The following is a 13046-nucleotide window of genomic DNA, read 5'->3' as shown; positions in this document are numbered from 1 at the left end:
TTAGCCCTGTAGCAGGGTGAGGACTTGTTGCGGTTCAAGGTTGGCTTTTGCTAAGACTGAAGAACCCGCTTGCTGCACGATTTGCGCTCGCGACAGGGCTGAAACCTCAGCGGCATAGTCGGCGTCTTCGATGCGCGAACGCGCAGTGGCCAGGTTGGTTGCCCCCGTGCTTTGCAGGTTTTGTGCCGAGCTTAACCGATTTGCCGTCGCGCCTAACTCGCCGCGCTGGCTATCAACCCGAGCAATGGCACGATCTAACGTCGCCAAGGGATCATCAGGGTGTTTTAAACGAATCTCGTCACCGACTTCTGCCACGGTGGTGGTGGTTTGGTTGGTCGAGGTATCGGTCACCGATGACACATTCGCAATATAGTAGATCTGCACATCGCCAACGCCTTTTAAGGTCTTCACCATCATGGTGTTTGGCGCGCTATCTTCCGTCACAAAGGTCGCTGTCTTGCTCTCTTTCCCGTTGGATACGCCCATGTAGTAATTGCCATCACTGTCCAGGCGGAGCACGTCATTGCTGCGGACTCCCGCCGCGTCGGTGTAACGCACATCAACGTTGGTGGGATTTAGCGTGATGATTGAGGTACCGCTAACGCTATTAACCGTAGTGAAACTGTTAATACTGGTCGCGCTTGTCGCTTTGATCTCAAGGCTATTTTGGCTGCCGTCTGAAGTTGCGGTTACGGTGGCGTTATAATACTGATAGTTTCCACCGCCGTTATCCACTTCCATAACGTACTGGTTTGTGTTGGTTTTCAGTAAGCGCGCATCACTGGTGGCTACCGCATTATTGTTTCCATCAATGAAACTCAGCGTCGCGGTGCTGGTTGCGATGGGAGGCGTGGCCGTCACCGCAGTAGGCAGCGTCGTAAAATCATCTTCATCTATCGAGGGGTCGGTGGTCATTTTTGCTGTGACGGCACCGGTCGAACCGAAGCTAAGCGTGGCAGGATAATAGATATCGTCCTGCTTAATATAATACTGCCCATTATCAATAGTCAGAGTAGGCGCTGGCGTGTTGCTCAAGGCTATTCCGCTGTTGTCCTGATAATTAACAGCCGTGATGGTGCGAGCGGCAACCGTCTCAACCTCGCTATAAAGCGGCACTGTTGTACTTTTGGCGATGGATACTGTACCGGTCGCTGATGCGGTATCCCACAGGGCGTTGACACTGGCAACATAGTACGAAGGTTTACCGTTGTTATCCGTGCTTTGAATGAATTGTTGGCCGTTAGGACTCTGTACGAGTTGGGGGGAATTGGTATCAGATGGATAGCTAACCGTAATCGCTGAACTGCTGAGCGACATATTGAGCGCTAGCCCTTTAAGGCTGGGGACCGCCGTTACATTGCCGCTGATGCCACTGATCACAAAGTCTTCGAGGCCCAGCGCATCAACACTAAAACCTGTCGATAAATTAACGCCAATCTTCTGGTTATCATTCGCTCCAACCTGAATACCCACGCGGCCGGCACTGCCATCCAGCAATTTAATTCCATTGAAATTCGAGGTGCTGTTCAGACGATTGATTTCTTTAAGGTTCAGGTTGATTTCGGCCTGAATGGAATCGGTATCCTCTTGGGAGTAGGTGCCATTCAACCCTTGTACGGTGAGCTGACGAATGCGTTGCAGGCGGTTATTGACCTCATCTAACGCGCTGCCAGCAGAGTCAACCAGTGACAACCCATCGCCAGTATTACGCTGTGCCTGAGCCAAACCATTTTGCTGACTGGTGAAGCGATTAGAAATAGCCTGGCCTGCCGCGTCATCACGCGCACTGTTGATGCGCATACCGGATGACAGGCGCTCGATCGCTACGCTCAATGCTGAGCCATTTTTATTCGACTGTTTTGTCGCGATCATCGCAGATACGTTGGTTTGAAGGCTGATCATTCCTGGTCTCACAGAAAAATGCACTGTAAGCATTATCGGCAGGTCATTTTATTCTTTAGATCCTATTTGAGTCAGGGAGTCTTTTCTGGCTGCGCTTCGCTTAAATTTTTAGGGTTTTATTCTGATAAGTTGCGTTTGATTCCATCTTTGTTTTGAATTGGGTGGGGTTGTTAAATTTTTGTGGGTGAAAAATCTAAGAACTACTAAATATAGTAGGTCCGATATTAACTTAAGGTGGTTTTCAGTTTGAATAACGAGAGGAATAAAGCTGAAGTCTTAAATAACATAGGGTTAACTAAAGTTGATTGGATTGTGATGATTTTATCTGATTATTCCTGAGAACCAATGGGTATTAGTCTTAACAATTTTTAATTTTTCCATTCATCGTGGCTAATATTTTCCAGATACCTCACGAGAATATCCCGCTGTATCTCTTTTATTTGGGCCTGAAGAAGATTGACCTGAAAACGGCGCATGGTAAGAATATTGGAAAATATTTTGAATTTTAGGGCTCAATGCCCATTGCAGCATGGCTGCGAGAGCCGTGCTGGATTAACGCCACTTGCCCTCTCGGAAGGTGAAAAACGTACCGAGGCAATAAAGGGCAGGGCACACAGCAAAAGTCGTGATGTCGTGACGTTCGTTGAAAGGCTCATTTAAAGATGAGCCTTTCAACCCCGCTCGGCATGTCCCACATCCTGTTATGCACAAATACAGCGTATCGGCGTTGGTCTTTGTGCTGACGGTATGGATGAATATTTTAACTGATTGATATTCAACTGTTCTCGTTGGAGAGCAGGCGGTTTTGCTTAACCTATTTTTAAGGGCGTCATGCGCTCAGTTCATTGGTAGCTGTAAGCCAAGGGCGGTAGCTTAGCGGTATATTTAGAAAGAGAATAAATAAATAGCATTAAATTCATAGCGAAAATCTCATTTTAATTGAGATGAACCTGGTATTAAAAGGCCTATTTAAATTGATGAGGAAACTCCTAAATATACGTAATGCCAATGTTAAGCGATGCGAAAGAAATTGATAAACGAGAATCATGAAGATGTTCGGAAACCCCAGGTCGTGATGGCAATTTAACAATGATAAAACTACAAACAGCCAAGAGAGTTAATCATGAATGAAAAACCACTTTTTTCTATTATCATTCCTGTTTATAACGCCAAGAAAACCATAAAGCGTACATTACTCAGCGTGCTGAATCAGACGTATCGCAATTATGAAGTGCTGGTGGTGAATGATGGCAGTACAGATTCATCGGCGAAGATCTTAGCCTCTTTTGCTCATCATCCGCAGGTGACGGTGATGAATAGCCCCAATGCCAGTATCAGTGCAGCGCGAAATTGTGGTCTAGAGCAGGCGCGTGGGGAATTTGTCCTCTTCCTTGAGGCTGATGACTGTTTGAAAGATAACTTCTTGATGATTTTCAAAAACAATCTGGAGTCGTGGCCAGCAGAATCCGTTGATTTGATGGTGGGCAACTTCACCGATTATCGTATCGGCCACATCTCAAAAGCGGGTCTGTTCAGCAATGAGGATATCCCCTACATCCTGGGGGAACTGGAAATGAGCGATAATATTCTTTATCTGCACAACAAATGTTACCGCCGTCAGATTCTGAATGATTTGAATCTGCGTTTTATGGAAGGCGTCTCCATGAGTGGGGCACTGCTCTTTAACCTGAGGTTCTTTAGCTCTGTTAGCCATTTTCTGATTGCGACAGGAGGTGCCGACCGCGATAAGAATGCGGCCGATTCCCTGTTCATACGTAAAGCTCCCCTCCGCAAAGTGAAGGTGGGAAAACCGTCCCCCATGGCGTTATGTGATTCTGCGCTTTATAAAAATCATGGTAACGTCCTTGATTATTCTTTCAAGGCCTCAGTCAACGCGTTTTGGCGCTGGATAGTCCGATCGTAAATGCAATGTCTCCTGCACCATGGCATTTGCGAGGGAGATGAAATCATCAGCGATGAATTGTCATGCTGTCACAGCGTAGTTATTTGTTATGTACTCTATCGAACACCCGTATTTTGATTTGAAATTCCCCCGGGATTCATCTCTGTAATTGTCTGCTGCTGTTATTCCTTAAGGAAAGAGTGGAGCGATTGCTGCGCCAGAGATGAGTGGCCGGGGGAGTTTCACCTTTCTGTGCACGCCTGCTTTCCCTCACTTGCACTCTTTCCCCGTCTCAGGTCAAATAGCGCCCCATGCAAACGTTTGCGTGCATGTTTTGTGCGTTTTTGATGATAAAATCACCATAATGCGCATTTTTATCGCCTTTGTGATGCATGTCTTGCGTTGAAGCAACCTTAACCGGACAAAAACGGGTAGCATGTGCCCGTTCGCGCTAATGGCATGTTTAGCAGCTGTCGTTCCGGCTGCATTTTGATAAAGCTTTAAATTCTGGAGAGACAGATGGACAACTCACAAACCGTTGCTCAAAGCACGGTTGAGGTCAGCGCAAAAGGCTGGCGTAAGAGTGATACCGTGTGGATGCTGGGTCTGTACGGAACTGCGATTGGTGCAGGCGTATTGTTCCTGCCCATCAATGCGGGTGCGGGCGGATTAATTCCACTGATTATTATGGCGATCCTCGCATTCCCCATGACCTACTACGCGCACCGTGCGCTGACACGATTCGTGCTCTCCGGTAAGAATCCGGGTGAAGATATTACGGAAGTGGTTGAGGAACATTTTGGTGTCGGGGCTGGCAAGATCATCACCTTGCTCTATTTCTTCGCCATCTTCCCAATCCTGCTGATGTATAGTGTCGCCATCACCAATACCGTAGATAGCTTTATCGTGCATCAACTCGGTATGGTCTCGCCGCCGCGAGCCGTACTCTCGCTGATACTGATCGTTGGCATGATGACCGTGGTACGCTTTGGCGAGCAGATGATTGTTAAAGCGATGAGCGTGCTGGTGTTCCCCTTTGTCGCCGTGCTGATGTTGCTGGCAGCTTACCTGGTGCCACACTGGCATGGCGCGGCATTGGAAACCCTCTCCTTTAATCATGCAACCAGCGGCAGCGGCATCTGGATGACGCTGTGGCTGGCGATTCCCGTCATGGTGTTTTCTTTCAACCACTCGCCGATCATCTCTTCTTTCGCGGTCGCCAAGCGTGATGAGTATGGTGCCGGTGCGGAGCAGAAGTGCTCGCGCATTCTTGCCTGTGCGCACTTGATGATGGTCGTGACGGTGATGTTCTTTGTTTTCAGCTGCGTGTTAAGCCTGTCACCAGCCGATTTACAGGCGGCAAAAGATCAAAACATCACGATTTTGTCTTATCTGGCAAACCACTTTGATGTGCCGATGATTGCCTGGATGGGGCCCATTATCGCGATGGTGGCGATCACTAAATCGTTCCTCGGCCACTACCTTGGCGCACGTGAAGGTTTCAACGGTCTTGTGGTGAAGTCACTGCGTAGCCGTGGCAAAAGTGTGACGCCGCAGCGTTTGAATCGCCTGACAACCCTCTTTATGTTGCTGACCACCTGGCTGGTGGCGACCTGGAACCCAAGCATTCTCGGTATGATCGAAACGCTCGGTGGGCCAATTATCGCGATGATTCTGTTCTTGATGCCGATGTATGCCATCCAGAAAGTCCCGGCAATGCGTCAGTACAGCGGTAAGATCAGCAACGTCTTCGTGGTGATTGTCGGTTTGTTAGCGATTTCGTCGATTGCGTATTCGCTGGTGAGCTGAGCACGTTGTTTTTAGCGGTGCGAGTGATCGCGTGTATTTGAAGCTGCTTAACGGCTTCAGGATGCGTGATAAATCGCACCGCTACGTCTAAAAGTGGTCTGGAATTACACTGCCGCGGTCTTGAAAACACTCATCGACTGCGCCAGACGATCCGCCTGTTCCTGCAATGCCTGCGAAGCTGCTGAAGCTTCCTGTACCAGTGCGGCATTCTGCTGAGTGACGGCTTCCATTTGGGTAATGGCCAGATTAATCTCGCTAATCCCGCTGCTCTGCTCGCTGCTGGCAATGGTGATTTCACTCATAATATCCGCCACGCTCTTCACGCTATTCACTACCTCACCAATGGTTGAACCGGCATGCGTGACTAAGCGGCTACCTTCATCCACCTTCGCTACTGAGTCCTCGATCAACACTTTGATCTCTTTCGCTGCAGAGGCCGAGCGCTGTGCCAGATTACGGACTTCGGTGGCAACGACTGCAAACCCACGACCTTGTTCTCCCGCACGAGCCGCTTCTACCGCAGCGTTCAGTGACAGGATGTTGGTCTGGAAGGCAATCGAATCGATCACGCTGATGATATCGACAATCTTTTTGGAGGAGAGGGTGATGGCCTCCATCTTCTCGATCACCTGCTCCATCACGGCGCCGCCCTCTTTAGCAACAGAGGATGTGGACGCGACCAGCTGATTGGCTTCACGCGCATTCTCCGCGTTGTGCTTCACGGTGGCGGTCATTTGCTCCATGGCAGAGGCCGTCTCTTCCAACGAGCTGGCCTGCTGCTCGGTGCGTGAAGAGAGATCGATGTTGCCGCTGGAGATCTGATTTGAAGCGACGGCGATGGTATCGGAACCGGCACGCACATTGGACACGATGGTCAGCAGGTTATCGTTCATTGCCTGCAGCGCTTGCATCAGTACGGCGGTTTCGTCTTTGCCACTCACTTCAATGTGCGAGCTAAGATCGCCTGCGGCCACTTTCTCCGCAATTTCGACCGCTTCATTCAGTGGGCGAACGATGGAGCGTGTCAGCATAAAGCCGAGCAGCACCGAGGCGGCAATGGCAATCGCGGAGAAGATCAGTGTGATTTCGATGGCGGTTGAGCCGTCATCAATAATGCCTGCCCCCTCTTTGCGTAACTGGTCAGATTGAGAGTTGGCGAAAGCGACCGCGCTGTCGAGGTAGGTATTCTGTGTACTGGTGATTTTCTTCAATACAAAAGTACTGGCGTCTTCCAGCTTGCCTGCGCGCACCAGATCCAGCACTTCATTCTTTTGTTGTTCAAAGAGTTGGCTAGCGGCCAGCAAACCGGCGATTTTCTTTTTACCCACTTCGGTAACCTGAATCGCCTCAATCTTTTTCATCGCGCTATTGGTACGTTCCGTGGCTTCATCTAACTGCTTGAAGCGTTGAACATTATATTCCGGGCGGAGGGTGTCGATCACCATGCCGCGCAGGTACTTGATCTGGTCGTTTACGCCATCACGCACGTCAAAACCGAGTCGCACTTTGACGTAGCGATCTTCCACAATGGAGGTGATGCCATTTTTGATGTTGTTGATTTTCATGATCGATGTCACTCCGACCACGCCCAGCAGTGCCACGACCAGTGCAAAGGCAATGCCCAAACGGACGCCTACTTTCATATTCTTAAAGCTCAACATTGGTTCTCCCCGTAATGCCAAATAGTGTTGTTTTCAAGACGGAAAAGCAGGCGTGCTGCCTGCATCAGGTTGATGTTTTATAAGATAAAAATGCTTTCCCGGCGTGATTGATCTGGTATGGCAGCGCGGGTTTCAGCGCTTCAGTTATCGGTTGTTAATGTTTTAACTTTAATTTTTTAGATGTGCGTCACAAAATCGTTAACATCATTAATTGTTGGTACGATTTATTTAGCGAGAAGGCCGCAGGCAGAAGGCAAAAAAGGCGCGATAATCGCGCCTTTCTGTGCATTCAAAATATGAGGAAGAATTAACGTTTTTTCGCCAACACGTTTTGAATCACGCTCGACAGCTCATTAATCTCAAATTTAGCGACGTAGCCATCAGCACCCACTTTGCGGACATGATCCTCGTTGGCGCTACCTGAGAGCGATGAGTGGATGACCACCGGAATTTTGCGCAAGGCTTCATCGCGTTTGATGTTGCGCGTCAGGGTAAAGCCATCCATTTCCGGCATTTCCAGATCGGTGAGTACCAGCGCGATTTTATCGTGAATAGACTCGCCTGCGGCGGCGGCTTCTTTCTGCATATCGTTGATTTTAATCCACGCTTCCAGGCCGGTGTTGTGCATGATGGCAGGAATGCCCATGCTTTTCAGCCCCTGCTCCAAAAGCTGACGCGCCACTTTTGAGTCTTCCGCCACAATCGCCACCTGGCCTAGCTTCAGGTTGAAATCTTTTGCTGTTTCTTCGCTCGGTTCAACGCCGCGTACCGAAGGGATGATGTCATATAGAATCTGTTCCACGTCGAGCACCAGCGCCAGGTTGTTGCTTTCACCATCGCTATCAAGGCAGGCAATACTGGTGATATTGCGGCTGCCGATACCGGCTTCAGCGGTGTGAACCTGGTTCCAGTCGAGTCGCACGATGTTTTCAACCGACTCCACCGCAAACGCTTGTGTACTGCGCGCATATTCCGTGACCAGCAGCAGGTTCAGGCCCGTCTCTGGTTTGCAGCCGGTGACCGCAGGCAGATCGATGACAGGAATAAACTGCCCACGGATGCTGGCCATACCAAGCAGCGGTGACTGCATTCCCGCTGCACGTGTAATGGTCGGCATCGGTACGATTTCACGCAGTTTGAAGACGTTGATACCGTACAACTCAGATTTGCCTTTCAGCTGATCGGAGCCCAAGCGGAATAGCAGCAGTTCGAATTTATTGGAAAGCGCAAGGTTGGCGCGTTCATCGATCTCTTTCTGAAAATTATCCATCATGGCCTCAAGCGGAATCTGGGCGGGGTAAAGGGGCAATGATTAACTTATCGGCAGCGGAGAGAAAAAATGAAGGGGGAGGGCAGAAATTTTAGCGCGAGAGCGAACGCCCTCGCGCAGGAACCGTTACTTCAGCAGGATGGCACGTACGCTTTTGCCTTTGATCTTGCCTTCTTTCAGCTTGATCAGCGCCTTCTTCGCCTGTGCTGCATTGATTGCCACATAAGCATGGGTTTGTGTCAGATCGATTTTCCCAATTTGATCGCCACTGAAACCCGCTTCACCGGTCAATGCCCCCAAAATATCGCCAGGACGGATCTTGGCTTTACGACCGCCATCAATGCACAGCGTCATCATGGTGGCAGGCAGGGGTTGCGCTGATTTACCTTTTAAAGTTGAGGATGGCACCCAGTTCAGTTTCTGACTCAAATACTCTTCAAGAGCATTGGCGCGCGCCATTTCATCGGGTGCGACGAAGCTCACGGCCATGCCTTTCTCGCCAGCACGACCGGTACGGCCAATGCGGTGAATGTGCACTTCTGGATCCCATGCCAACTGGAAATTCACCACTAAAGCCAGCGATTTGATATCCAGGCCACGCGCGGCGACATCAGTGGCAATCAGCACACGGATGCTGCCATTGGCGAAGCGGATTAGGACACGTTCACGATCGCGCTGTTCCAGATCGCCATGCAGTGCCAGCGCACTGATTTGACGATCGTTCAACGCCGCGGCGACATCATCACACTCACGTTTGGTGTTACAGAACACCACACAGGAGGTGGGCTGCTGCTGGCTGAGTAGCGCGCTTAACAAATTGCCGCGCTCATGAGCGCTGGCTTCAATAAACTGTTGCTCAATCGCAGGCAGTTCAGCTTTATCTTCCGTGGCGACCGCCAAGGCATCACGTTGAAAACGCTGGCTCAGGCTGGCAATGGTGTCTGGCCAGGTTGCGGAGAACAGCAGTGTCTGGCGTGCTTCCGGCGTAAAGCCAATGATGGCCTCCATATCGTCACGGAAACCCATCTCCAGCATACGGTCGGCTTCATCCAGCACCAGGGTTTGCAACTGGCCAAGGTCGAGATTGTCGCGCTTGAGATGATCCAGAATACGGCCCGGCGTGCCGACCACAATATGTGGTGCATGCACCAGCGAATCACGCTGCGCACTCATAGGTTGGCCGCCGCATAGCGTCAAGATTTTGATGTTGCGGGTAAATCGTGCCAGTTGGCGCAGCACGTTACTGACCTGATCGGCCAATTCGCGTGTCGGGCAGAGCACCAGCGCCTGAGTCTGGAAGTTGCTGATATCGATGCGTTGCAGCAAGCCGATACCAAAGGCGGCGGTCTTGCCGCTGCCGGTTTTCGCCTGCGCACGCACGTCGCGCCCTTCGAGAATGGCGGGCAGGGAAGCGGCCTGAATCGGCGTCATGGCGTCGAAACCCATCTCGCGCAGGTTGTCGAGCTGGCTGGCAGGGAGTTGCGTCAGGGTAGAAAAAGCGGTCACGGGAATGTCTCAGATAACGGTCAGGATTGCGGCGGTCAGTCTGGCAGAAAGGGCCGTCAGGGGCAATGCCCATTGCGAAACTGATAACGTAAAGAAAACAGTTAGCATTATGACTGGTTGCCTTTTTTTTATACGAAAATAGATGTTAAATTTTAACTAATTTCTGGTGGTGACAAAATTGACTTATCTATGGAGAAAACGCTTTCTTTAACGATAAGGTGTAATTAGCGTTGATAAACAGACTATATAGCGTCATTTTTGCGGAATTTTGTCCATGTTACGCTTATGTGTCACTTAAGATGGGTAAAATTCCGATTAAAATCACCCACCGCTATGCTTTATATTTAGCACGCCATTTGGCAAACAATAATATATTCAGAGGTCCAGTTTGAGTCTTTATGTCCAGGGACAGAACGAAGACATTCTGAAAATCGTCGGCCGCGCCGTGTTAACGCTGCATCTGCATGGAGAAACTTTATCATCAGATAAAGTCAGTTCCATGATTGCCTGTTACGCGGAAGAAGAGCCTGTTAGTGACGATGAAAACCAGCGCTTATATGCGCTGGCAATTCAGATGTTATCGTAAATCCAGCAACACGCATGGGGCGCGTGCCGCCCATGTTTTTCGTTCATAAAGCCTCCTCGCGGAGGCTTTTTTGATCTCAAATGCTGAACACCGGCGTCCCACTGTGGAAGGTGGCCGTGACCGGTGAGATGCGGGCCACGGCTTCAGCGGAGCAGCTTGCGTCAACCAGCATCATGCTGGCGTCATCCTGCACCTTCGGCCACTGGCGTTCGCCTTGATTCGATAACGGCAGAATGCCGCCAGTGGCGATATGCAGCGCACGGCTCAGCCCAAACTCATCGGAACCGCGATAGAGTTGCGCATACAGGTTGGCTTTCTCCAGCATGCTACCGGTGCCAAATGGCGACCAGTGGTCAATCACGCTATCGGTTCCCGTCATCACTGTGATACCTGCTGCCTGCAGTTGCGGCAGCGGCATGGTGAGTTTGCCAATTGGAATGGTGGAGGCGACACTCATCTGCTGCTCGGCCATGCCCGCAATCATCTGATCCAAAGCTTTGCCCTCCAGCGTACCTAGCGCAAAACCATGGCTCAACGTCACTTTGCCTTTCAACTGAGGGTTTTTGCCAATGGTGTCTACCATATATTGAATGGCTGCCACGCCTGACGGTGCGGTTTCATGCAGGTGAATATCAACGCCGCGATTGAAATCCAGCGCAATCTGGAACATGGCATCCAGCGAGGCTTGCATAGCGCCATCCACATTCGTAGGGTCCAGGCCGCCCACATACTGCACACCCATCTGCATCGCTTCCCGCATCAGTCCATCGACCTTCGAGTGCAGAAGACCGTGCTGCGGAAAAGCGACGATCTCACAGGGGAATTCAGGGTGATTGGCCAGCGCCAGCTTCAGGTGTTCGAGGCTTTTCAGGCCGCTCACCGGGTCGATATTGCAGTGGCTGCGCGCTTCGGTGGTGCCCTTGCTGTGCAGCAGGCCAATCAAGGCTTCGGCACGTGCTTGTGAAGTGGGCAGCAGTTGTGGGATCAGCACCTGCTCACGCGCAATCATATCCATGATGGTTTTGCCCTGGCGCGGTCGGGGCGCTTCCCAGGGACCGCTGTAGAATGTCTTATCCAGGTGAATATGCATGTCACGTGTACGGGGGAGAAGTAATGCGCCGTTGGCATTCCACTGTGGGATGTCGGCGTTGCGCGCCTTGCCCGCGACATCAATGGCGGCGAACTTACCGTCTTTAATGGTGATGTCGTACAGCGCAGTGCGCGTGGCGATCACCTCGTTACCTTCATGCTCAAAGCCTTCTTCGAGGCGTACATTGAGCAACTGGTAGTGGGCGGCGCGTGGAGGTGGCGTCTGCAACTGCGGCGCGGAGGTTGAAACGGGTTGTGCGGCTGCGCTCATCCCGGCAGCCAACAGGCTACCGGCGGCGGTGAGGCGCACGCCTTGGCTGATAAAATCGCGACGGCTGGGAGAAGTGAGGTGCATCAGAGGCTCCAGTCAACAGTGAAAACGTTAATCTGGCAAAACGCGCGCCGCCGCGCTGCGATATTTTCCACTGCTTAACAGTGGAAAAATCACTGCCATTTCAAATGGCAAAATTCTACCAAAGCGGCAGCCAGTGCCTGTTGCAGTTCATCCTGGGGTGAGCGGCAAAATAGCGCCAGTTCAAAATGGCTGATGGGTGGCAGGCCATCGGATGCATCCAACACGCGATGACCCGGCAGACGGCAACTGGCAGGTAATAACGTCAAGCCCAATCCGGCGGCGCTGGCGCTGGCGAGTGCCACCAAACTGGCGCTGCTATAGCTGATACGCCAACTGCGTCCCAACGTATCCAGCGTCTGGCACATCTCTTCGCGGTACAGCCCCAGTTGGGGAAACACCACCAACGGCACTGGCGTCTGCTCAAAGCAGGGGTGCTCGGCGCTATCCAGCCACAGCAGCGGCTCCGGGCGGGAAGCGAGCGGGCGTTCACCGCCCGGTTGCTTAATCAGCATGATATCCAGCTCTTCACGCTGCCAGGCGCGGTGCAAATCAACATACATACCGCTCATGACATCGAGGCGTAACTGTGGATGCTCACGACTGAACTGGGCCAGCAAGCCTGCGGTGGGGGCGGCAAAATCTTCGGGCACCCCCAAGCGCAGTACCCCGTCGCGCCATTTATCACTCAGCACATCGTGCGCTTCACCATTGAGTGCGATGATGCGCCGCGCATAGCCGAGCAGTTTTTCTCCCTCTTCGGTTAACACCACCTGATGCGAGGTGCGCTCCAGCAACGCTTTGCCAATCATCTCTTCCAGCCGCCTGACTTGCTGACTGACGGTGGATTGCGACAAATGCACACGTTCGGCGGCGCGGGTAAAACTCGCGGTTTCGCATACGGCGACAAAACTCAGGAGCTGCTGCGGGGTAAACATCGGCTGACGATTCATTTTTCCACTGGTCGC

General features: G+C 51.4%; 9 protein-coding genes. 3 read left to right on the top strand and 6 right to left on the bottom strand.

Annotation, left to right across the window (positions count from 1 at the left end):
* Positions 1 to 1902, bottom strand: a complete 1902-nt coding sequence (locus tag F3J38_RS28315) for a flagellin N-terminal helical domain-containing protein (RefSeq protein ID WP_167136813.1) — start codon at positions 1900 to 1902, stop codon at positions 1 to 3.
* Between the two features lie 1123 nt (positions 1903 to 3025).
* On the opposite strand from F3J38_RS28315, the gene F3J38_RS08385 reads away from it, so the two are divergent.
* Together F3J38_RS08385 and F3J38_RS08380 are read left to right on the top strand one after the other, a co-directional pair.
* Positions 3026 to 3826 carry a glycosyltransferase family 2 protein gene (locus F3J38_RS08385; protein WP_240155918.1) on the top strand — a complete coding sequence of 267 codons (801 nt, stop codon included), beginning with the start codon at positions 3026 to 3028 and terminating at the stop codon, positions 3824 to 3826.
* Positions 3827 to 4324: 498 nt separating this feature from the next.
* Positions 4325 to 5614: an HAAAP family serine/threonine permease gene (locus F3J38_RS08380; protein WP_167136810.1), complete on the top strand. Its 1290-nt coding sequence runs from the start codon at positions 4325 to 4327 to the stop codon at positions 5612 to 5614.
* 104 nt (positions 5615 to 5718) lie between these two features.
* Here F3J38_RS08380 and F3J38_RS08375 read toward each other — a convergent pair whose 3' ends face one another.
* The 3 genes from F3J38_RS08375 to dbpA all read right to left on the bottom strand — a co-directional run bounded on the left by F3J38_RS08375 (position 5719) and on the right by dbpA (position 10051).
* Positions 5719 to 7275: a methyl-accepting chemotaxis protein gene (locus tag F3J38_RS08375; protein ID WP_167136807.1), complete on the bottom strand. Its 1557-nt coding sequence runs from the start codon at positions 7273 to 7275 to the stop codon at positions 5719 to 5721.
* A 307-nt stretch (positions 7276 to 7582) separates the two neighbouring features.
* The gene (locus tag F3J38_RS08370) at positions 7583 to 8545 is read right to left on the bottom strand and encodes a chemotaxis protein (RefSeq protein WP_167137141.1); all 963 of its coding nucleotides are present in this window, start codon (positions 8543 to 8545) and stop codon (positions 7583 to 7585) included.
* Positions 8546 to 8671: 126 nt separating this feature from the next.
* Positions 8672 to 10051, bottom strand: coding sequence for an ATP-dependent RNA helicase DbpA (gene dbpA / locus F3J38_RS08365; protein WP_167136804.1), 1380 nt, complete (start codon positions 10049 to 10051; stop codon positions 8672 to 8674).
* 388 nt (positions 10052 to 10439) lie between these two features.
* Here dbpA and F3J38_RS08360 point away from each other — a divergent pair, with 388 nt between their 5' ends.
* Complete coding sequence (locus F3J38_RS08360; RefSeq protein WP_038648725.1) at positions 10440 to 10637, top strand: hypothetical protein; 198 nt, start codon at positions 10440 to 10442, stop codon at positions 10635 to 10637.
* A 76-nt stretch (positions 10638 to 10713) separates the two neighbouring features.
* Here the strand turns inward: F3J38_RS08360 and F3J38_RS08355 are convergent, their stop codons facing one another.
* Positions 10714 to 12081, bottom strand: a complete 1368-nt coding sequence (locus tag F3J38_RS08355; RefSeq protein WP_167136802.1) for an amidohydrolase family protein — start codon at positions 12079 to 12081, stop codon at positions 10714 to 10716.
* A gap of 89 nt (positions 12082 to 12170) precedes the next feature.
* Complete coding sequence (locus tag F3J38_RS08350) at positions 12171 to 13031, bottom strand: LysR family transcriptional regulator (RefSeq protein ID WP_167136799.1); 861 nt, start codon at positions 13029 to 13031, stop codon at positions 12171 to 12173.
* Positions 13032 to 13046 lie beyond the last annotated feature (15 nt).

The organism is Candidatus Pantoea formicae, from assembly GCF_011752625.1.
Lineage (GTDB): Bacteria > Pseudomonadota > Gammaproteobacteria > Enterobacterales > Enterobacteriaceae > Pantoea > Pantoea formicae.
The sequence above is the reverse complement of the archived record's forward strand: the minus strand, read 5'-3'. Positions and strand labels throughout refer to the sequence as shown.